Below are 21,811 nucleotides of genomic sequence, written 5' to 3'. Positions count from 1 at the left end.
CAAGTATACTCTTTATTAACGCTCAAAAAAAAGAAGAAGATGAATAACGACCTGCTTTTTCATATTTTTATCTTTCTCGCATCCGCTTGCATTATTATACCGCTGGCAAGTCGTTTTAAGCTAGGTTCAGTTTTAGGCTATCTTATTATAGGGGTCTTAATAGGTCCCTTTGGTTTTAATCTAATTGCCAATTCAGAACAAATTATGCATTTTGCTGAATTTGGTGTCATTATGATGTTATTTTTAATAGGATTGGAATTAGAACCTGCCAGATTGTGGGCATTGCGCAAATCCATTCTCGGTTTGGGCGGATTGCAAGTGACTATTACCACATTGCTATTAGTAAGCCTGGGGCTTTTGTTAGGCTATAGCTGGCGAATAAGTCTTGCTGTAAGTATGGCTTTATCTCTTTCATCTACAGCCCTGGTTCTGCAAATTTTGCAGGAAAAAAAATTAATGCACACCGCTGCCGGCGAAATTTCATTTGCCGTTCTTCTTTTTCAAGACATTGCGGTAATCCCTATTCTTATCTTAATGCCTATGCTGGGTAGTTCTGGTGCTGTAGCATCTACAGCTGAAAACGTTTCATCCTTAACCGGATGGTCTCATGCAGGATTAATTGCGGGTATTATTGGTGCGGTTATTCTAGCGGGCCATTACCTTTCACATCATTTTTTTAATTTAGTTGCACAAACTAATTTGCGCGAAGTATTCACTGCTACTTCTTTGGCCTTGATTGTTGGTATTACCTTATTAATGGACGCAGTAGGTATTTCACCCGGATTAGGTGCTTTTATCGGAGGAGTAGTTTTAGCCAACTCTGAATATAAACGGACATTAGAAACCGATATTGAGCCCTTCAAAGGATTATTATTAGGATTATTTTTTATTTCAGTAGGCATGAGTATGAATTTTTATCTTCTTGCCATTCAACCATTGACATTGCTTAGTGTCGTAGTCAGTTTTATTTTCATAAAAATTTTAGTGCTCTTAATGTTAGGACGATTTTTTGGACTTACTACCTTACAAAGTATTGCATTCGCACTGGTTCTCTCTCAAGGAAGCGAATTTGCCTTTGTATTATTTAAGTTTGCTCATCATACCAATGTGATTAGTCTGCAGGACGCAAATTTCTTTACCTTGGCTATAGCACTTTCTATGACCACTACCCCTTTTTTAGTTCTTGTTTACCAGCATTTTATTGTACCTAAGTTTTTAAGTGTTTTACCGCCACAAAAATTTGATGCCATTGATACTCAGCAACCTATTATTCTTGCCGGTTATGGTCGCTTTGGACAAGTTATTGGTCGCTTTTTAAATGCCCAAGAAATTCAGTTAACTGTGTTAGAAAAAGATCCACAACAGATTGAACAACTTCGAAAATTTGGAATTAAAGGTTATTTTGGTGATGCGTCTCGACTTGATTTACTCAGAAATGCAGGCGCACAACAGGCAAAATTACTCATTGTGGCTGTTGATGATCCTGATTCATGTGTTGAAATAGTAAAACTGGCAAAGCAGGAATTTCCTCAACTCAAAATTTATGCCCGTGCCCGTAATCGCCGCCATGCTTATGAATTACATAAGATTGGAGTTGATTATTTTAAACGAGAAACCTTTGATTCATCTCTCTCTATGGCTCTGGAAATTATGAAACTTTTAGGATACGAAGAAGAAAGTGTAAGAAGTAAAGCACAAGCCTTTGCCCTGCATGATGAAATTACCTTACAAAAATCCTTTGCTTTTTTTGAAGAAGAACATGAATTAATCAGTTTTACACAGCAAGCAAGAGGTGAGCTGGAGCGAATTTTACAAGATGATCAAACTACTTCAACGAGACAGAATGGTAAGGCTTAAGGAAATTCTCTGGCCATCTTAAGCAAAGTATCGTCATCCTAAGTTTATCAGGATGACGGGTAACATCCAAAATGACGTTGGTTTACTTATGCAGAACGATACATCTGTTCTGGGATTATTCACTTTCTTTATAGCGCTCAATGCTCGCCATAATTTCTTTTCGAGCTGCTTCAGGTCCTTCCCAACCAGTTACTTTAACCCATTTTCCTTCTTCTAGATCTTTATAATGTTGAAAAAAATGTTCAAGTGAAGAGAGTAGATGTTGTGGTAAGTCACTGTAAACGTCTACCTTCTCATACATCTTGGTTAATTTACTAGTTGGCACTGCCAGCAGTTTAGCGTCTACCCCAGCTTCATCTGTCATCTTTAACATCCCGACCACTCGGCAGGGAATAACGGAGCCACTGTATAAGGGTACCGGGGTCACAACCAACACATCAACAGGATCACCATCCTCAGATAATGTTTGGGGGATATAGCCGTAATTGGCGGGATAGTACATTGCCGTTGTCAAAAAACGATCGACAAATAATGCACCTGTTTCCTTATTCACTTCATATTTTACAGGCTCCCCGTGCATAGGAATTTCTATAATGACATTGATTTCATTCGGTACATCACGACCGCTCTTAATATTCATTAAGCCCATTTTTTCGCACCACTCTATATTTTAGTAACGCGCTATTATGCGCAAAACAGCTTTAAAAGGCAAAATTAGTTTTTACATTGTTAACAGTGAGTGATTTATCCCATGTAGGGGTTGTAACATTAACGGACAGATTATTTTTGTCCAAATAACTTCCTCGTTTTCCTATGATCCCATAGCCATAATTTAAAATTAAATTATCACGTAAATAACTTCCCTGGGTATCAGAAGCTAACCATACCGCAATTGATTTAAATTTGGGTAATTTAAAATTAGAAAACACGTTATTTTTTATTCGGCAATTTCTTGAGCTACTTGATAAAATTAAACCAACATACTCTAATCGAAATTTAGGGGGGTTAGCAGGTAAAGACGGCGCATAAATTACATTATTTAGTATATTACAACCAGTTGTATCACGAATGTTTAGGCCAACCAGGTAAAAATTGATGCTATCTTTGGGTAAGTAAAAATCCATATAACTTATGTGATTATTGAGCACATTTACGTTAGAGCCAGAAGCAGTAATTGCCATATATTTAGTGTTAATAAATACATTATTTTGAATATGGATATTTCGCCCCCCAGATGCAGATATAGCAAACCAAAACCCATCGAAATATCCATTTTTTATGGTAATATTATTTCGGTTCTCAAGATTAACCCCGATAGTCCAAGAGCCTGGATTGGGATCACTTAATTTTCTTCCATTTAAATCTAAGGTAACCGAATCTGAACTTATAGTTATTGAGCCCTGCATATCTTTTTTTAAATAGTAACATCCAGGAGCTGATATGACATTACTCTCAAGTAAAAAACAATGTTGTTCTCCTTGAGCGATATTATAACTTAATAATAAAAAAAGAGCTGAGATCCATTTTGTAACTTGATTTATATTCACAATTTTATCCATTTAATCTTGATTATTGGTGAAACTGGCAAAATAATTTCGTAGGACGTCGAATACAAGCATAAATCATAATATTTTAGTAGCTCAATTCATCATGGGTGAAGATAATAACTCAGAACTATTCCCTAAATTACGCAACTCTTTGATGAAATTGTTTATTCTATGCTACCTCTCTTGCGCATTCAACAGTGACTTAGGGTGGAGTGCTTTATGAGGTCGAATCTTCATCCTACATTTTTGCATCAAGTAAACATAGATATTCAATCCAGAGCACTTTTTTATCCTGGCTAACTCGAGCTATAATTACAGGTTAAGCCAAACTATCAGGATGAATATGAGCTGCTTATTTTGTAAAATTGCGTCAGGGGAAATAAAAGCGGATATTGTGTTTGAAACCCAGGAAATTCTTGTGATACGTGATATAAAACCACAAGCTCCCACACATTTATTGCTAATCCCTAAAAAACATATTGCAACGATCAATGATGCAGATAGCACGGATGAGCAATTGTTAGGCCGTATGATACTAACAGCAAAAAATATGGCCAAAGTTGAGCAGCTAAGCGAAGATGGATATCGGCTAATATTTAATGTTAACTCCGGTGGCGGGCAGGAAGTTTACCACATTCATTTACATCTACTGGGTGGCCGACAGATGACTTGGCCTCCAGGCTAGGATTCATACAATGCAGGAACTATATAAACAAATTTTAAAGAGAATTGGTGAAGATCCAGAACGGGAAGGCTTGCGTGATACCCCTGAAAGAGCTGCAAATGCTTTGCTTTATCTGACTAATGGGTATCACGAACAGCTCGATGATATTATTAATGATGCCTTATTTGAATCAGATATGAGTGAAATGGTCATCGTGAAAAATATCGAAATGTATTCCTTGTGTGAGCATCATTTGCTTCCTTTCCTTGGAAAATGCCATGTGGGCTATTTACCTAATGGTAAAGTATTGGGCCTTTCCAAGATAGCACGTATTGTCGATTATTTTGCACGTCGCCTACAGATTCAGGAGCGCCTGACTTCCGAAATTGCAAATTGTATCCAATCAATAACAGGAGCTCGTGGTGTCGCTGTCGTCATGGAGGCAAAACATCTATGTATGATGATGCGCGGTGTAGAAAAGCAAAATTCTGTCATGACCACCTCAGTCATGCTGGGTGACATGCGTCATAATCCTTCAAGTCGCAGCGAATTTTTGCAATTAATTAGTTGATAAACAAACCTCGTTTCAACATTTAGCTTACGAAGATAAGAATAAGTCCGTTGACGCCTATGCACGCAAGCGAACTATTCATTAAGCCACGACAGGATTTAGCAATAAGAGCACATTTGGCTTTTTAGTTGGGTCGAAAATGACCCAACCTACATTTATTCCTCTTCTGGCGAAGAGTGATACGTTTCTGTATCTTGCATTTCAGTTTCGGTAGTGGCTGATTCGTTTGCATCGACTTTGGCTTTTTCTGATTTTTTAATCTTCTCGTCACTCGCTGGATTGACGGGGGGTTGTGGTTTATCCTTCCACTCCAGTTTGACACGCCCTTGTTTATCCACGCCAGCAACAAATACCTCGATTTCTTGTCCTTCTTTTAATATATCTTCAACTTTTTGAGAGCGGTCACTACAAATTTGTGAGATATGTAGTAAACCGTCTTTCCCTGGAAGTAAGTTAATGAACGCACCAAAATCAACAATTTTGCTCACTTTACCGGTATAGGTTTGACCTACTTCAACTTCAGCAATTAATGCTTTTATTTGGCGTTGAGCTTCTTCAAGCGCTGCAGCATCGGGTGAAAATAATTGCACCGTACCACTATCGTCGATATCAATTGATACACCAGTGCTCTCACTGAGACCTTTAATAGTAGCACCACCTTTGCCAATAATAGTACGTATTTTATCCTCAGCAACTTTCATGGTAGTAATTCTTGGAGCGTGTTGAGACAACTCCTCACGATGCTCAGCCAAAGAGTTGTTCATTATACCAAGAATGTGAATTCGTCCTGCCAATGCTTGATCTAAAGCTTGCTCCATAATTTCTTTGGTAATACCAGTAATTTTAATATCCATTTGCAAAGCAGTAATCCCTTTTTCAGTTCCTGCCACTTTAAAATCCATATCGCCTAAATGATCTTCATCGCCAAGAATATCAGTCAGTACTGCAAAACGATCCTTATCCTTAATTAATCCCATAGCCACCCCAGCGACAGGCGCTTTTAATGGAACACCAGCATCCATTAAAGCCAAACTGGTACCACAAACTGTTGCCATTGAGCTTGAGCCATTTGATTCGGTAATCTCAGAAACAATACGCAAGACATAAGGGAATTCACTTTGTGAAGGCAATACCGCCATGAGAGCACGTTTGGCCAATCGGCCATGACCAATCTCACGGCGCTTAGGACTACCTGTTGCACCAGTTTCCCCCACAGAATAGGGTGGGAAATTATAATGAAGCATAAATCTATCTTTAGTTTCACCGGTTAAATGATCAAGGATTTGTGCATCTCTATCATTACCTAAGGTAGCAGCTACAATGGCTTGCGTTTCTCCACGAGTAAACAAAGCAGACCCATGGGCTCTTTCAAGTAATTTTGTGCGAATACTAATGGGGCGGACAGTTTTTTGATCGCGGCCGTCAATACGTGGTTCTCCATCAAGAATACGCTTGCGGACTATATCTTTTTCTAAAGCACCAAACATTTCTGTCGCACTAGCAATATTAGCTTCTGGTTGTTCGCTGATTAAAGTATCCAGAACCTGTTGCCTCACAATAGCTAACTGTTGTCGGCGCTGCAATTTATCTTTAATGAGATAAGCCTCTGTTATTGAGGTTCTTGCCAACTCATTAATGCGAGACTCTAATGCTGTATCTACAGATGGAGGAGTCCAATCCCATGCTGGTTTACCTGCTATTTTTGTGAATTCATTAATCCCATTAATGACATTTTTCATCATCTCATGGCCAAAAAGAACTGCATCCAACATTATCTCTTCGCTTAGTTCACAAGCTTCAGACTCTACCATCAGAATGGCATCAGTCGTTCCAGCAACTACCAAATCAAGTTGGGATTGTGCAAGCGCTTTATAACTTGGGTTAAGCAGAAACACCCCATCTTTATAGCCTACACGTGCAGCACCGATTGGCCCGTGAAAAGGAATACCTGAAATGGCCAACGCGGCTGATGCACCTACCATAGAAACGATATCTGCTGGCACCTCAGGATTTAATGACATCACAGTGGCAATGATTTGGACTTCATTGTAAAAATTGTCCGGAAATAACGGACGCAAAGGTCGATCCATTAATCGGGAAACTAAAGTTTCGTGTTCGCTAGGTCGTCCTTCACGTTTATTAAAGCCACCAGGAATTTTACCTGCTGCAAAGGCTTTTTCCTGATAATTTACGGTCAAGGGAAAAAAGTCACTGCCATCAGCAGTCTCTTTTTTACCTACTACTGTTACCAATACCTGCGTCCCATTCATGCTAGCAAAAACAGCACCATCTGCCTGTCTTGCTATTTCGCCAGTTTCTAACACAAGCATGTGCTCGCCGAAACGTATTTCTTTAGTGATTTTAGCCACGTAAATTTACCCCTTAAACCGTAGTAATGAAAAAAAAGGCGCAGAAAACTGCGCCCTTTCATTCAGACTAAGTATTATGTAAAGTCAGTACCATGGAATATGGTTCCAACAATTAATATGAATCTCGTAAACCTAAGCTTTGAATTAAAGTCTGATAACGAGCTTCATCCTTTCTTTTCAAATATTTGAGCAACTTGCGGCGTTTGTTAACTAGCTCCTGCAAGCCACGTCGAGAATGAAAATCTTTTTTATGCTCTTTAAAGTGATCGGTTAAATATTTTATACGACCTGTCATGAGAGACACTTGAACTTCAGGCGAGCCAGTATCTTTCTCACCGCGTCTAAATTCATTAACAATTTCTATTTTTTGTGCGCTAGTTAGCGACATATTCACTCCTAGAGATAGCCAGTGTTCTTTTAAAGGGAAGCATTTTACCAAGGCATGCTCTCATGCACAAGTATTAGTTAATAATTTGTGCACCATTTGTTATGTTCACTAAATTTCTGTTAATATTCCGCTGGCTCATTTCGCCAAGACATAAATGTCAACAGACATTCGTTAGAGAAATTTTTATACAACTGTTAAAAAATAGCCTTGGTTGCCTCTTCTGTCAATAGGCGTTTCACAGATAATTCGCCTAAAGACAATTCACCTAACCCAATAAATTGACCTGCTTCATTATGCAACCGCAGAAATCCGGTAAAATCTTCTCTATTTTTGCTCTTAAGCACTTTACCCTGACGCAATGCCAGCAACTCATCATTGTTTAAACTAACTGCTGGAAAATGAATTACGGCTCGCTCCATTGGTAATAAACATGCAAATAGTTCAGCGGATGACTTCTCCTGTAAATCAGCCAAACTATACATTGTTTCATCATCAAACCCTGAAGTACATACTCGATGCAGTTGACTTACGTGAGCACCTACACCAAGATAATCGCCAATATCTTCCACTAAGTTTCTAATATAAGTGCCTTTACTACAAGAAACTTTAATAGTAAAACGCTTACCATTAAACCCTGTAAGCTCCAATTGATAGATCATCACATTACGAGCTTCTCTCTCAATAGAGATACCTTCCCTTGCGTATTTATAAAGTGGCACCCCTTTATGTTTTAATGCGGAAAACATTGAAGGAACTTGTCTGATAGCACCTGTAAACTGTCGTATCGCTTTTTGTATCTCAGCTAAAGATACAACCACATCATCTTGTTCTTCGATGATTTGACCTAGAGCATCGCCGGTATTCGTTTTAATACCTAATATTGCTGTTGCTTCATATACCTTATCTGCATTCAACAAATACTGAGAGAACTTGGTAGCTTCACCTAGACAAATAGGCAACATGCCTGTTGCTAACGGATCAAGACTACCTGTATGCCCTGCTTTTTTCGCTCGATACAGTTTCTTTACTCGTTGCAACACCGCATTGGAAGAGAGACCTTCGGGTTTATTAACAAGCAAAATACCATGAATCGCCTGGTCACAACTCATCTTGCTCATCGTCATTTTCTGGATTGGCTTTGTCAATTAAACGACTTAATTTTTTGCCATATTCTATCGATTCATCATAAACAAAATGCAGTTGAGGTACGGTGCGCAATTTAACAGATTTGGCGAGTGCTGTCCGTAAATAGCTGGCTGCAGCATTGAGAATAGATGCAGTTAATTCAATCTCATTATTTAATACAGTAAAATAGACTTTTGCGTGGCCTAAATCCGCAGATACTTTTACCGACGAAATAGTAACAAAAGCAGGTAATCGCGGATCTTTAATTTCTTGCTGAATGAGTTGCGAAAGCTTACGCTGCATTAACTCCGCGATACGGTCAGTTCGTTTAAAATCCTTCCTCATAAATCCCGCTTAATTTCAACTGTTTCAAATACTTCAATTAAGTCACCCGGCTTAACATCATTGTAATTTTTAACCCCAATACCACATTCAAAACCTTGACGAACTTCAATTACATCATCCTTAAATCGGCGGAGGGATTCCAAAGTACCTTCATAGATAACCACATTATTTCTAAGTACGCGAATCGGATTATTTCGCTTAACAACACCCTCGACTACCATACAACCTGCAATAGCACCTAATTTTGGTGAGCGGAATACATCACGCACTTCAGCAATACCGACAATTTCTTCTTTAAATTGTGGTGCCAACATACCGGATAATGCACCTTTTACTTGATCCACAATATCGTAAATTACGCTGTAATAGTGCAGTGAAACTGACTCCTGTTCTGCAAGACGTTTCGCTCCTCCATCAGCACGAACGTTAAAACCGATTAAGATAGCATTTGAGGCTATTGCCAAATGAACATCAGATTCAGTAATTCCGCCTACACCGCTAGCAATGATTTCTACTTTAACTTCATCGGTAGAAAGTTTAACCAACGCATCGGCTATCGCTTCCACCGAGCCTTGAACATCCGCTTTAAGAACAATATTTAAGGCTTTAGTTTCAGCAGAAGCCATTGTTTCAAAAATACCTTCCAGAGAAGATTTTTGTCTTCTTGCTAATTTAACATCGCGGAATTTGCCCTGACGGAATAAGGCAACTTCGCGGGCACGCTTTTCATCTGGAACAACAATCGCTTCATCACCTGCATGAGGTACAGCGGATAAGCCGAGAACTTCAACCGGAATAGAAGGGCCTGCAGCATCTACCTGAGTACCGTTATCACTTACTAGCGCTCGAACACGCCCATACTGTAGACCGGCCAAGAGAATATCACCTCTATGCAATGTTCCACTCTGTACCAATACAGTCGCAACTGGGCCACGCCCTTTATCAAGTCTTGACTCAATAACCACCCCTTTGGCCGCACCATCGGTAGGCGCTGTTAACTCCAGTACCTCGGATTGCAATAGAACAGCGTCTAAAAGCTCATCGACTCCTAATCCTGATTTTGCTGAAATTTGTATAAACATCGTGTCACCACCCCATGACTCAGGGATCACTTCATAAGCTGATAACTCATTCATGACTCTATCAGGATCGGCATCAGGTTTATCCATTTTATTTACAGCAACAATAATCGGTACATTGGCAGCTTTCGCATGCTGTACTGCTTCGATTGTTTGTGGTTTAACACCATCGTCAGCAGCAACAATGAGAATAACAATGTCTGTAACCTGTGCTCCACGAGCACGCATGGCAGTAAATGCAGCATGCCCTGGTGTATCTAAAAAGGTAATTTCTCCTTTCGGTGTACTTACGTGATAAGCACCAATATGTTGAGTAATACCACCTGCTTCTCCAGCAGCAACTTTGGTACGACGGATATAATCAAGTAACGAAGTCTTACCATGGTCCACATGTCCCATAATGGTAACCACAGGCGCTCGTGACTCACTATGGCTGCCCTGACTAATAACGTCGCCTAAAGTATCTTCGATTGCATTTTCTTTAAGTAGGCGGGGCTTGTGACCCATTTCTTCAACAACTATTACTGCAGTATCTTGATCAATTACCTGGTTAATAGTAGCCATCGCCCCAAGTCCCATCATGACTTTAATTACTTCAGCAGCTTTAACAGACATGCGCTTAGCAAGTTCAGCAACAGTAATTGTTTCAGGGATAGCTACCTCTCGCACTACAGGAGCGGTTGGCATAGCAAAACCATGTGTGAGAGCTTCTTCTGCTTCTCTATATTTTTCTGACTTTTCATTGCCTTTGCGTTTTTTAGGTTTATTCCGTTTGGGACGACCATGCATTAAACGCTCATCTTCATCTTGCTCTGGGGCTATATATTTGCCTTTCTTTTTTCCTCGTTTAAATTCGGAATCCGAATCAACCTCTTTATCATGATGTTTTTTCTTTGCTGCTTTCTCTACTTTCTCTTCCAAATGTTCAATAGGTTCCTCAGCAATACTTTCACCGGGAATAATAGTAGTAACAGGAGTCGCTTCGGGTATTTCTTCTACCTGCATGTCTTCTTGAATTTCCTCATCTGCCATTGTTTCTTGTTCTGTCTGTTCAACAGATTCATCTGCGGTAGTTTCTACGGGCACTTCCTCCGCCGACAATGCTGCAGCGTCAGCTTCTTCTGTCACTTCTGGACTGGTTTCCTCCAGTGCGGCATGTTCTAACTCAATATCAGATTCTGTTTCATGTTGCTCAAGCAAACTTCGTTTCACGTAAGTTCGTTTTTTACGAACTTCAACATTAACTGTTTTACCAATTGTTTTACCGCTATGAATATCATGACCAATAGTTACTTGAGTCAAACTTTTACGCTTTAAAGTAATACGCTCAGGGGTAGATCGAACTTCCCGATTTGCATTCAGGTAATTGAGCAAAATCCGTCTCTGGTCTTCATTTAACGTTTGATTATCATCAGTAAAAGCCAAACCAGCTTCCTGTAGCTGATCTAATAGGCGTTTAGCAGGGATACCAACGACCTGAGCCAATTGTTTAACCGTCACATCCGCCATAATTTACCCCCTTTCAGCAATTTCAAAAGAAACTGCTCTAAAAATTCTAATGCTTCAAGCTCTTATATGCTCTAAATCAAAATTGCATGACTGCATTTTTGATAAGCCCGAAAATTCGCCAGAGCAAGGTAAACTATTTATCCTGCTCATGTAGCTATCCTGTAATTCGACCCTCAGTTATTGAAACCAAGGTTCACGTGCTTTCATAATAAGTTCAGCAGCTTTTTCTTCTGTCATACCCTTAATATCAAGGAGCTCATCAACAGATTGCTCTGCTAACTCATCCATCGTGGTAATACCTTTAGCTGCCAAACTCGTCGCCAGCGATTCAGTCATTCCCTCCATACCCAGTAATGATTCAGAAGGAGTTCCCGGTAAGCCTTGCCCAGAGGTTAGTGCCTGTGTTAATAAAATATCATTAGCACGATTACGTAATTCATCAATAATTTCTTCGTCAAACTCTTCGATGGCCAGTAATTCTTCTTTAGGAACATAAGCGACTTCTTCTAATGATGAAAAACCATGGGTTACGAGAAGATTCGCTATCTCTTCATCTACTTCCAGTGAAGAAGTAAATAAATTAATAATTTTACTCGATTCTTCCTGACTTTTATTGTTGAATTCTTCAACAGTCATTACATTGAGCGTCCAACCGGTTAGTTGACTAGCTAATCTAACATTTTGGCCACTGCGCCCTATAGCCTGAGATAATTGTTCTTTTTGAACAGCCAAATCCATGGTATGGGTATCTTCATCCACTACTATGGATGTAATATCCGCAGGCGCCATTGCATTTATAACTAATTGCGCAGGATTGTCGTCCCATAAAATAATATCAACACGCTCTCCACCCAACTCACTGGAAACAGCCTGAACGCGAGCCCCACGCATACCAACACAAGCGCCAACTGGATCAATTCGTCCATCATTGGTTTTAACAGCAATTTTGGCACGATTACCTGGCTCACGAGCAGCAGCTTTAATTTCAATAATATTTTCGCCAATTTCTGGAACTTCTATACGAAATAGTTCTATCAACATTTCATTACGGATGCGGCTAACAAATAGTTGCGGCCCTCTCGCCTGTGGTACAATTTCATAAAGATAAGCACGTACACGATCGTTTGGTCGAAACATTTCATTAGGCAACATTTCACTGCGCGGCATAAAGGCTTCGGCTTTACCTCCTAGATCAATAATAATATTATCACGCGTGACTTTCTTTACTGTTCCATAAATAAGTTGTCCCAATTTATTTTTAAACTGGTCAACCACTTGTTGTCTCTCTGCTTCCCGAACTTTCTGCATAATTACCTGGCGAGCAGTTTGAGCTGCTATTCTGCCAAACTCAACAGAAGGCATAGGCTCTTCAATACGACCACCAATTGTGATTGAGGGAGAGCGCTCCTGTGCTTGAGACAGCGTAATTTGACGCTCGGGGAATTCCAATTCATCATCCGCCACTACGTCCCAATAGCGAAATGTTTCATAGTCACCAGTACGGGGATCCAATTTTACTCTTACACCAATATCTTTATCTGTTAATTTACGAGTAGCGGATTCAAGTGCCGCTTGGATAGCCTGTAGCACAACATCCTTACTTACACCTTTTTCATTAGATAATGCCTCAGCAACTAATAACAATTCTTTGCTCATTGTTCGCCTCACTCGCCTGTCAAATTTGCTTTTACTATTTGGGAAAATAGTACTTCTAGCTGCTCGTCACCTATTTTCAATACTAAAATCTCTTCATTTGCTGAAATAATGGTACCTGATAATTTGCGACTACCATTTATTGGTTTAAATACTTTGATCTGAACATCCTGACCAATGTATCGTTTATATTGTTCCTTATGGAAGAGAGGACGAGGAATCCCCGGGGAGGATACTTCCAAACTGTAATTGCCTGGGATTGGATCCTCAACATCCAGTAAAGCACTAATTTGTTTACTCACCCGCTCACAATCATCTATGCCAATGCCATTCTCTTTATCAATATAAATACGTAGCAAGGAATGCTTTCCTTGAGATAAGTACTCACAGCCCCACAATTCGTATCCTAAATCCTCAACCAAAGGTTCTAACAATTGTTCAATTTCGCTTTTTATCATATGCTACTCGGCTACCCACTCTCTTTTTTCTAAGCAGGCACTATTTTCGGAATGATTTTCATCTGATTTTTTGATGAACCTGATGCGCCTGGCATAACTCCTTTCTTTAATGTGCAGATACTATTCAGAGAAAGTAGGTTTGTGCAATTATCTAACTACTAGCATTTATTGCAATTACTAATTAAACATAATAAAAAACCCCAATAAATGGGGTTTCTAATAGTGGTAGCGGGGGCAGGATTTGAACCTACGACCTTCGGGTTATGAGCCCGACGAGCTACCAGGCTGCTCCACCCCGCATCAACTGAAGGCAAGTATACTCACCCTTCCCCTAGTTATCAAGTTTTTTTTAACTTTATATTGCTGCTTACTTAAAAATAGTAACTTCGTCTCTACTGATTGAAGTTAAGAAGTAATTTATAAAATTGACTTGTCGTTTATAACCAATGTTAGCCACGAGAACCACTCTTCACTACATAATTCATTTTTAGCTGTAAAGTATAGTAGAAAAAGATCACAAGTGCAGAATATTGCTCCATCCAGTTATTTTTGAGAGTTCTGACCCACGTTGACCCTTTGCAGCAAATAAAGCTTTTGCAGGACTTAATCCAGTACAGAGGGAGATTAACTTCTTAGTAAGTAATTATCTATCATGAAGGTAGCAGGGTTTGCTGTGTTTTTTGATTTAGGGTTTTATCCATTGACTGAGATAAAAAGATAAATCGCAATATAGGAAATAGCGATTTATCTTTTTCTGAAAATCAGGAGAAGGCATTTATGCAAGCATTAATTAAGCCTGCAGGAAATAACCCTAGAAATAGTAAAGACAGAGCATTAGCTGAAAAGATTAAATTCATAGGTGTTGATAAAGTTACAGAAGTAGTATCCGTAGCTTCGTCAAAATACATTACTTTTACAATACGAACATAGTAGTAGGCACCGATCACAGCAAAGAGTAGTCCAAATACTGCAAGCCAGGTTAAATGGACATCAACCAGTGCTTTGAGAACGAGCAATTTTGTAAAGAAACCGACTGTTGGTGGAACACCGGCCATGGAAAACATAACGATAAGCATCATAAAGGCAATCCAGGGGTTGCGCTTATTTAAACCTTTTAAGTCATCCACAGCCTCTATTTCAATACCATTTCTAGATAATAAAACGATTAAACCAAAAGCAGCCACCGTCATGAGTGAATAAACAAGCACATAATAAAGTGCTGCTGCATAACCTGCTGCAGTAGCTGTCAAAATGCCGAATAATGCATAACCGACATGTGAAATCGCTGAATAGGCTAATAGACGCTTTATATTGGATTGTGTTATCGCGAGGAGATTACCCAAACCTGTAGATAATAGTGCCATAACAATTAATATCTGCTGCCATTGTGCGGCCGCATCGGGTAAGCCAATGGTAAGAATACGTAATGCCATGCCTATCGCAGCAATTTTTGGAGCGGAGCTCAGAAATAAGGTCACTGAAGTGGGGGCGCCTTGATAAACATCAGGTGCCCACATATGAAACGGAGTTGCGGCCAGCTTAAATCCAACCCCAGCCAAAATAAACACCAGTGCAAACGACAACAGAGTATTCTGTTGTTGCCAGTTAGCAGCTACAGCATTGGCTATATCCATTAAATCCAGCTTGCCAGTAGCACCATATACCAGAGACAAACCATATAATAACATTCCTGAAGCAATCGCCCCCATTATAAAATACTTCATGGCTGCTTCAGCTGCATCACTATTAGTACGACGAATTGCTGTCATTGCGTAAAGAGGCAGTGAAAGCAATTCTAATCCCAGATAAATCGTTAGCAAAGAATGTGCTGAAACTAAAACCATCATCCCCAGTGTAGAAAATAAACCTAAAATGTAATAATCCCCAGCTGGAATTTGACGCTCATCAATGTAATCTCTTGAATACAGAAAACAAAGAAAAACACTCAGATAGATAAACAGTTTCATAAGCTGTGCAACATCATCGCTAATGAATAAACCACCTAAAATGGTTAGCTTAAAATTACCGAGGAAAAGAAAGCTGATAAAAGCAGCCAGGAGCAAACCAATTTCAGCAAGAATAAAGGCAATAGAGGCAAAACGTTCACGCAGAAATAGATCAGCCAGCAAGGCAACACAAGCTGTAATTAGTATAATCATTTCAGGCAAAGCAATGTGTAGATTTTCTAATAATGCTGTCATATCAGTTTAACCTTGCTAGTTTATAATTTTGATTTATTTGCTTCAGCCAGAGTGTGGCTAACAGATTGATGAACATAGTCAAGTACAGGTTTTGGGTAAACCCCCATTCCTATTACCATTAAGGCCAATAAAACATAGGCACTTATTTCAAATCCGGTAAGATCTTTTAAGGCTGCTACCTTATCATTGGCAATAGGACCAAAAATTACTCGTTTGTACATCCATAAAGTGTAGGCAGCACCAATAATAAGGGTTGTGGCCGCCCAAAATGCAATCCAGAAGCTGGCTTTTACTGCCCCTAGAATAACCATAAATTCGCCAACAAAACCAGATGTCCCAGGTAAACCGGCATTAGCCATAGCAAAGAGCATAAAAAATGAGGCAAAAATAGGCATAGTATGCACAATACCGCCAAAATCTTTAATTTGGCGGGTATGCATTCGATCATAAATATAACCAACCCCTGCAAACATTGCGCTGGAGACAAAAGCATGAGAAATCATGACGACAATAGCTCCCTCCAATACCAAAGCAGCGTTAGGTATTCCTGACTGTCGAGCAATTGCAAAAATTGCAAAACAACCAAGTGTAACAAATCCCATATGAGAAATAGAGGAATAAGCAATCAATCGCTTCATATCTTGCTGAATAATAGCTACCAATCCCACATAAACTACGGCTATAAGCGATAAGGCAATTATGACCATTGCATATTTACTGCAAGCATCAGGTACAATCGGCAATGCGAAACGAATAAACCCATAAGCCCCAAGTTTTAGCAATATCGCCGCAAGCACAATGGAACCACCCGCTGGCGCTTCCGTATGTGCATCAGGCAACCATGTATGTACAGGAAACATGGGAATTTTTATTGCAAACCCAAGGAAGAATGCAATAAAAATAAGAGTTTGAGCGGTCATACCCAGTTTAATGGCATACAGGGTTTCAATTTTAAAAGAGCCAACGATATAACCCATGTATAAGAAGGAAGCCAACATGAGCACAGAACCCAAAAAGGTATAAAGGAAGAATTTAATCGCTGCATAAACACGATTATCAGAACCCCAAATACCAATAATCAAGTACATTGGGATCAGCGTAGCTTCCCAAAAGATATAAAAGACAATGGCATCAAGGGATGCAAAGACACCCACCAAAAACCCTTGCATAATTAAAAAGGCAGCCATGTATTGAGCTACACGCTTATGAATACTATTCCAGGTTGCTAGAATAACAATAAGGTTGGTAAAGATGCTTAACACAATAAGCAATAGTGATAAACCATCAATTCCCAGACTGTAGTTGATTCCCAGGCTTGGCATCCATGGATATTCATCCACGAATTGCATAGTATAAGCATTGACGTCAAAGCCAGCAATTAAAGGAATGCACATGATCAGCGTTAATAGTACGGTAAAAAGCGACAAATAACGCGCCACATTAGGATTGTCATCATCACCAGTGAGAAATACAAACACTCCACCAATGATAGGCAACCAGATCAATAAATTGAGCAAATGATGCATACCTTCACCTTATAATCAGCCTAGCAACAACCAGCATAAGAAAATAAACAGACCAAACACCATTACGGTTGCGTAATGATACAGATAACCACTTTGAATAGCACGTCCTCTTCGCGCAAACCATCTTACAGTACGACCAGTTCCGTTCACTATAAGGCCATCAATGAGCTTTTGATCACCGGTATTATAAAAGAAACGGCCTAGTCCTTTTGAACCACGAACAATCACAAGATTATTAAAGGCATCAAATCCATACTTATTAATAAGAATACGATATAGCCAAGATAATCTTCTTGATAAAACGCCTGGGATGGAAGGAGCAGCGATGTAACATATCCATGCGATCAAGATTCCTCCTATCGCAACCCAAAAAGTTATTGTAGTAACCGCGTGTAAAATTGCCTGCCAAGGCGAAGTAATTTCTCTGGCTATTTCACCGAGAACATTATGCTGAGGCAGTACGAATAATGACTTGCCTAATAATGTAGGTGCATCAAAGAGCATAGGCATATATAGCACATAACCTAAGATTATTGATGGGATAGCCAGCATAACCAGTGGAAGCCAAACAACCCAAGGGGATTCATGGACATGTGAAAGCGTTTGCTCATCCATTCTAGGCTTGCCGTGAAAGGTCAAAAATAAGGCACGGAATGTATAAAGAGAGGTAACCATTGCACCAAGTGCTACACAAAAATAAGCATAGCCGCTACCGGGAATTTCAGAAAGTTTAGCCGCTTCGATAATGGTGTCTTTGGAATAGAAACCTGCAAAAGGAGGAATCGCACAGAGCGCAAGACCACCGATAAAGAAGGTGATATAAGTAATAGGCATTTTATTCCAAAGCCCTCCCATCTTGCGCATATCTTGTTCATGGTGCATGCCAATAATCACTGAGCCTGCTGCAAGGAAGAGTAATGCTTTAAAACATGCATGCGTTAGCAGATGAAACATTCCAGCGCTGTAAGCAGAGGCACCCATGGCTACCATCATATAACCTAATTGTGACAGCGTGGAATAAGCCACTACTCGTTTAATGTCATTCATCACGATAGCAAGAATGCCGGTAAATAATGCACCGGTAGCACCAATAACCAAAATTGTACTAAGCGCTGTAGTGGATAGTTCTACCAAAGGAGAAATTCGTGCAATCATGAATACACCCGCAGTAACCATGGTTGCTGCATGGATTAGTGCTGAAATAGGGGTAGGACCTTCCATGGACTCAGGTAACCATACATGTAAAGGAATCTGGGCAGACTTACCCATGGCACCAACAAAAAGCAATAGGCAAATCACAGTAATCAATGACCATGAATGGCCAGCATAAAGTTCTACTGTCTGGCCTGCGAGTGCATTGGCACTGCGAAAAACAGTTTCATAGTCAAGACTTCCTGTATAGGCCAAAACCATTCCAATACCCAAAACAAAACCAAAATCACCCACTCGATTGACAATAAAGGCTTTCAAGCCACCTTCAATCGCTGATTCTTTAAAATACCAGAAGCTGATAAGTAAATAAGAAACCAATCCTACCCCTTCCCAACCAAAAAATAACTGCAGGAAATTATTGGCGGTAACCAACATCAGCATCATAAATGTAAATAAAGAAATATAGCTAAAAAAGCGTTGATAACCATCGTCATCAGCCATATAACCAATACTGTAGATATGTACTAGGAATGAGACGAAGTTGACAATCACCAGCATTACTACAGTTAAAGGGTCAATTAGAAACCCAATATGAAAGGCATAGGGAAACAGGTTTCCACCACTAGCCCAAGTAAAAAGGTTAACGTTGAGAATATCTACTCTACCACTTAGAATTTCCATAGCGACATAGATAGATAATAATAGAGATAAACCTACACCAGCGATGGTCACAGAATGTGCACCAACACGGCCAATTTGATTGCGAAAGAATCCAGCAACCACTGAGCCAACCAGAGGTGCAAGAACAATTACGAGACATAGTTGTTGTATACTCACGTTATCAACCTTTTAAATGATTCATCTTGTCAACATCAATATTGCCCCGATTACGATAGAGCAACATTACAATGGCCAAACCTATTGCTGCTTCTGCCGCAGCAACCGTTAAGATAAAGAAGACAAATACTTCGCCTGCTACACCACCATAATAATGGGAAAAGGCGATAAAATTGGTGTTGACTGACAGTAACATTAATTCAATACAAACCAGCAATAATATGATATTTTTACGATTAAGCATGATGCCAACCAGGCTTAATCCAAACATAATTGCAGCTAATATCAGATAATTATTAAGTGGTATCATTAAATATTCCTGGGTTATTTCTCTGATTTCATAGTAATAATTTCAAGTCTGTCTTCAGGACGTGTCATTATTTGCTTGGTAATATCCTGACGTCTTGACCGAATTACTCCTCGATGAGCTAAAGTGATCGCAGCAACAATTGCCACCAATAGCAATACCGCCGCAATTTCGAAGGCAAAAAGATAATCCGTATAAAGAACCAAACCAATTTCTTCAGTGTTAGATACTGGTTTTAAGGGAGCGATGTAATGTTCGTCGTCTGCACTTGTTGCCGCCGTTGGAGTGGCAACCGTTTCAACTGCTTTGTTAAAAGATTCTTCGGGGATTGCAATTAATAATAATCCAGTCAATAAAGCGACTAAAATTAAACCAAAGGGAAGATAACGGACAAAATGAGCTTTCATTGATTCAACATCGATGTTAAGCATCATCACTATAAAAAGAAACAATGTCATTACTGCGCCTACATAGACCAAAACCAGAATAAGGGCTAAAAATTCTGCCTCCGCAATAATCCATAGGACCGCACTGGCAAAAAATGCGACAACCAGAAACAAGACGCAACGAACTGGGTTATTCTGTGTAATAACCATTAATGCAGATAGCAACGCCAATCCAGCAAAAATATAGAATATGATTTGTATCAATAACTCATGCATTTTTCACCCCATTAGCGCCATTTTTTGTCGGCTTCTCTGTCAGCGGCCAATTGTTTTTCCATTAAATCACCAACAGCCAATAATTTTTCTTTTGTCATAATATTCTGACCACGTTCACTAATATGATAGTGATGAATGGGGGTTACAACGATTGAATCAACGGGGCAAGATTCTTCACATAATCCACAGTTGATGCATTTAAACATATCAATATCATAACGTGTAGTGCGCCGCGAGCCATCTTCGCGTGGCTCAGATTCGATAGTGATAGCTAACGCTGGACATACAGCTTCACATAATTTACAAGCAATGCACCTTTCCTCACCATTCGGGTAGCGTCTTAAAGCCAACATTCCACGAAAACGTGGAGATAATGGGGTTTTTTCTTCAGGAAACTGCACAGTGACTTTCTTTTTAAAAAAATATTTACCAGTCAATTTCAGACCACTAAATAGCTCCCAAAGTAAAAAGCTGCGCAGATAGTGTTTAATATATCGATATGCTTGTTTCATTCGCTTGCTCAATTAAGACTGGTTAAAACCATGGTTTTAGTTGTGCTACAACCATTAAGGCAGTAACAATAACCCAAACGATAGTCACCGGGATCAACACCTTCCATCCTAAACGCATTAACTGATCGTAACGATAGCGCGGAAAGGTTGCACGAATCCAAAGATACACGAAAAGGAAAAATGCAACCTTAAGCAACAACCAGATAAAGCCAGGGACTACAAAGAAAATATCATTCAGTACAGGTATACCTTCAAAAGGAGATAACCACCCCCCGAGGAAAAGTAAGGCAAGCACTGTGGAAATTAAAATCATGCTCGCGTATTCAGATAGGAAAAACAAGGCAAATCCTATACCCGAATATTCAACATGAAACCCGGCAACAATTTCTGACTCACCCTCTGCCAAATCGAATGGTGCACGGTTGGTTTCAGCAATACCAGCAATCCAGAAAACAATAAAAAGAGGTAATAATGGTAAAAACCACCAATGCCAAAGGCCACCCTGTTGTGACATCACAATATCGGTCAAATTCATGCTGCCTGCTGCTAATAGAACGCCGACGAATGAGAATCCCATTGCAATTTCGTAAGAAACAGTTTGCGCAGCACTTCGTAATGCCCCAAACATGGCATACTTTGAGTTTGAAGCCCAACCAGCAATAAGAACCCCATAGACCCCCAGTGAGCTCATCGCAAATAAGTATAAAGCACCTGCATTAATATTGGCCAAAACAATGCCTTCCGAAAAAGGAATAACCGCCCAACCAGCCAACGCTGGCGCCAATGCGAAAAGAGGAGCAATAACAAACAGGTACTTGTTTGATTTTGTTGGAACGATAATTTCTTTGGTAATTAACTTCAGCAAATCAGCAAAAGGTTGTAATAATCCTCGCCAGCCCACTCGATTGGGGCCAATGCGGATTTGAATATAACCTATCACCTTTCGTTCAGCATAGGTTAGGTAAGCTACTGCTATAAGCAGTGGTACAACAATGATCACAATTTTAATAATGATCCACAGTAAAATGCCAATATCTTGTAGCATACTT

The 21,811-nt window shown here is 39.7% G+C and carries 18 protein-coding genes, 1 tRNA gene and 2 pseudogenes; 3 read left to right on the top strand and 18 right to left on the bottom strand.

Features of this window, described 5'->3' with window-relative positions; translation table 11 throughout:
• Positions 1-39: 39 nt before the first annotated feature.
• Positions 40-1,857: a monovalent cation:proton antiporter-2 (CPA2) family protein gene (locus tag clem_RS01530; protein ID WP_094089999.1), complete on the top strand. Its 1,818-nt coding sequence runs from the start codon at positions 40-42 to the stop codon at positions 1,855-1,857.
• 115 nt (positions 1,858-1,972) lie between these two features.
• Here clem_RS01530 and ppa read toward each other — a convergent pair whose 3' ends face one another.
• The gene (gene ppa / locus clem_RS01525; RefSeq protein ID WP_094089998.1) at positions 1,973-2,506 is read right to left on the bottom strand and encodes an inorganic diphosphatase; all 534 of its coding nucleotides are present in this window, start codon (positions 2,504-2,506) and stop codon (positions 1,973-1,975) included.
• A gap of 52 nt (positions 2,507-2,558) precedes the next feature.
• Entirely contained in the window at positions 2,559-3,416 is an 858-nt protein-coding gene (locus clem_RS01520; protein ID WP_094089997.1) for a right-handed parallel beta-helix repeat-containing protein, read from the bottom strand.
• A gap of 331 nt (positions 3,417-3,747) precedes the next feature.
• Here clem_RS01520 and clem_RS01515 point away from each other — a divergent pair, with 331 nt between their 5' ends.
• Both clem_RS01515 and folE read left to right on the top strand, forming a co-directional pair.
• Complete coding sequence (locus clem_RS01515; RefSeq protein ID WP_094089996.1) at positions 3,748-4,089, top strand: histidine triad nucleotide-binding protein; 342 nt, start codon at positions 3,748-3,750, stop codon at positions 4,087-4,089.
• A 10-nt stretch (positions 4,090-4,099) separates the two neighbouring features.
• The gene (gene folE, locus clem_RS01510) at positions 4,100-4,639 is read left to right on the top strand and encodes a GTP cyclohydrolase I FolE (protein WP_094089995.1); all 540 of its coding nucleotides are present in this window, start codon (positions 4,100-4,102) and stop codon (positions 4,637-4,639) included.
• Between the two features lie 155 nt (positions 4,640-4,794).
• On the opposite strand, the gene pnp is transcribed toward folE, so the two are convergent.
• The 16 genes and pseudogenes from pnp to nuoH form a co-directional block, all read right to left on the bottom strand.
• Positions 4,795-7,008 (bottom strand): polyribonucleotide nucleotidyltransferase, encoded by a 2,214-nt coding sequence (gene pnp, locus clem_RS01505; RefSeq protein WP_094089994.1) that lies wholly within the window; start codon positions 7,006-7,008, stop codon positions 4,795-4,797.
• A gap of 112 nt (positions 7,009-7,120) precedes the next feature.
• Positions 7,121-7,396 carry a 30S ribosomal protein S15 gene (gene rpsO / locus clem_RS01500; RefSeq protein WP_094089993.1) on the bottom strand — a complete coding sequence of 92 codons (276 nt, stop codon included), beginning with the start codon at positions 7,394-7,396 and terminating at the stop codon, positions 7,121-7,123.
• 194 nt (positions 7,397-7,590) lie between these two features.
• Positions 7,591-8,514, bottom strand: coding sequence for a tRNA pseudouridine(55) synthase TruB (truB, locus tag clem_RS01495; RefSeq protein ID WP_094089992.1), 924 nt, complete (start codon positions 8,512-8,514; stop codon positions 7,591-7,593).
• On the bottom strand, positions 8,495-8,866 hold the full coding sequence (gene rbfA, locus clem_RS01490; RefSeq protein WP_094089991.1) for a 30S ribosome-binding factor RbfA: 372 nt from the start codon (positions 8,864-8,866) through the stop codon (positions 8,495-8,497). The genes truB and rbfA overlap by 20 nt, the downstream gene beginning before the upstream one ends.
• Positions 8,863-10,863, bottom strand: a pseudogene (gene infB / locus clem_RS01485) (translation initiation factor IF-2); the annotation flags it as partial. The pseudogene infB and the gene rbfA, both read right to left, overlap by 4 nt.
• A 257-nt stretch (positions 10,864-11,120) precedes the next feature.
• Positions 11,121-11,454, bottom strand: a pseudogene (locus tag clem_RS15370) (translation initiation factor IF-2 associated domain-containing protein); the annotation flags it as partial.
• A gap of 177 nt (positions 11,455-11,631) precedes the next feature.
• The gene (gene nusA, locus clem_RS01480; protein ID WP_094089989.1) at positions 11,632-13,110 is read right to left on the bottom strand and encodes a transcription termination factor NusA; all 1,479 of its coding nucleotides are present in this window, start codon (positions 13,108-13,110) and stop codon (positions 11,632-11,634) included.
• A gap of 8 nt (positions 13,111-13,118) precedes the next feature.
• The gene (gene rimP / locus clem_RS01475) at positions 13,119-13,565 is read right to left on the bottom strand and encodes a ribosome maturation factor RimP (protein WP_094089988.1); all 447 of its coding nucleotides are present in this window, start codon (positions 13,563-13,565) and stop codon (positions 13,119-13,121) included.
• Positions 13,566-13,788: 223 nt separating this feature from the next.
• Positions 13,789-13,865: transfer RNA gene (locus tag clem_RS01470), tRNA-Met, on the bottom strand.
• A 461-nt stretch (positions 13,866-14,326) separates the two neighbouring features.
• A complete protein-coding gene (nuoN, locus tag clem_RS01465; RefSeq protein ID WP_094089987.1) occupies positions 14,327-15,766 on the bottom strand; it encodes an NADH-quinone oxidoreductase subunit NuoN in 1,440 nt (479 codons plus the stop codon).
• A gap of 20 nt (positions 15,767-15,786) precedes the next feature.
• On the bottom strand, positions 15,787-17,292 hold the full coding sequence (locus clem_RS01460; RefSeq protein WP_094089986.1) for an NADH-quinone oxidoreductase subunit M: 1,506 nt from the start codon (positions 17,290-17,292) through the stop codon (positions 15,787-15,789).
• Between the two features lie 15 nt (positions 17,293-17,307).
• A complete protein-coding gene (gene nuoL / locus clem_RS01455; protein ID WP_094089985.1) occupies positions 17,308-19,281 on the bottom strand; it encodes an NADH-quinone oxidoreductase subunit L in 1,974 nt (657 codons plus the stop codon).
• Positions 19,282-19,285: 4 nt separating this feature from the next.
• Positions 19,286-19,591: an NADH-quinone oxidoreductase subunit NuoK gene (gene nuoK, locus clem_RS01450; RefSeq protein WP_094089984.1), complete on the bottom strand. Its 306-nt coding sequence runs from the start codon at positions 19,589-19,591 to the stop codon at positions 19,286-19,288.
• A gap of 14 nt (positions 19,592-19,605) precedes the next feature.
• Complete coding sequence (locus clem_RS01445) at positions 19,606-20,250, bottom strand: NADH-quinone oxidoreductase subunit J (RefSeq protein ID WP_094089983.1); 645 nt, start codon at positions 20,248-20,250, stop codon at positions 19,606-19,608.
• Positions 20,251-20,261: 11 nt separating this feature from the next.
• On the bottom strand, positions 20,262-20,762 hold the full coding sequence (gene nuoI, locus clem_RS01440; RefSeq protein WP_094089982.1) for an NADH-quinone oxidoreductase subunit NuoI: 501 nt from the start codon (positions 20,760-20,762) through the stop codon (positions 20,262-20,264).
• 22 nt (positions 20,763-20,784) lie between these two features.
• Positions 20,785-21,807: an NADH-quinone oxidoreductase subunit NuoH gene (nuoH, locus tag clem_RS01435; protein ID WP_094089981.1), complete on the bottom strand. Its 1,023-nt coding sequence runs from the start codon at positions 21,805-21,807 to the stop codon at positions 20,785-20,787.
• Positions 21,808-21,811 lie beyond the last annotated feature (4 nt).

It is taken from the genome of Legionella clemsonensis (assembly GCF_002240035.1).
Classification (GTDB): domain Bacteria; phylum Pseudomonadota; class Gammaproteobacteria; order Legionellales; family Legionellaceae; genus Tatlockia; species Tatlockia clemsonensis.
This window is presented reverse-complemented; position numbering and strand designations above follow the sequence as displayed.

Coding starts and splice junctions, on each gene's coding strand:
- nuoN (WP_094089987.1), bottom strand. CDS start 15,766: ATGACAGCATTATTAGAAAATCTACACATTGCTTTGCCTGAAATGATT.
- folE (WP_094089995.1), top strand. CDS start 4,100: ATGCAGGAACTATATAAACAAATTTTAAAGAGAATTGGTGAAGATCCA.
- ppa (WP_094089998.1), bottom strand. CDS start 2,506: ATGGGCTTAATGAATATTAAGAGCGGTCGTGATGTACCGAATGAAATC.
- clem_RS01530 (WP_094089999.1), top strand. CDS start 40: ATGAATAACGACCTGCTTTTTCATATTTTTATCTTTCTCGCATCCGCT.
- nuoI (WP_094089982.1), bottom strand. CDS start 20,762: ATGAAACAAGCATATCGATATATTAAACACTATCTGCGCAGCTTTTTA.
- rimP (WP_094089988.1), bottom strand. CDS start 13,565: ATGATAAAAAGCGAAATTGAACAATTGTTAGAACCTTTGGTTGAGGAT.
- clem_RS01460 (WP_094089986.1), bottom strand. CDS start 17,292: ATGCATCATTTGCTCAATTTATTGATCTGGTTGCCTATCATTGGTGGA.
- rbfA (WP_094089991.1), bottom strand. CDS start 8,866: ATGAGGAAGGATTTTAAACGAACTGACCGTATCGCGGAGTTAATGCAG.
- truB (WP_094089992.1), bottom strand. CDS start 8,514: ATGAGCAAGATGAGTTGTGACCAGGCGATTCATGGTATTTTGCTTGTT.
- clem_RS01520 (WP_094089997.1), bottom strand. CDS start 3,416: ATGGATAAAATTGTGAATATAAATCAAGTTACAAAATGGATCTCAGCT.
- nuoK (WP_094089984.1), bottom strand. CDS start 19,591: ATGATACCACTTAATAATTATCTGATATTAGCTGCAATTATGTTTGGA.
- rpsO (WP_094089993.1), bottom strand. CDS start 7,396: ATGTCGCTAACTAGCGCACAAAAAATAGAAATTGTTAATGAATTTAGA.
- clem_RS01515 (WP_094089996.1), top strand. CDS start 3,748: ATGAGCTGCTTATTTTGTAAAATTGCGTCAGGGGAAATAAAAGCGGAT.
- nuoH (WP_094089981.1), bottom strand. CDS start 21,807: ATGCTACAAGATATTGGCATTTTACTGTGGATCATTATTAAAATTGTG.
- clem_RS01445 (WP_094089983.1), bottom strand. CDS start 20,250: ATGCATGAGTTATTGATACAAATCATATTCTATATTTTTGCTGGATTG.
- nusA (WP_094089989.1), bottom strand. CDS start 13,110: ATGAGCAAAGAATTGTTATTAGTTGCTGAGGCATTATCTAATGAAAAA.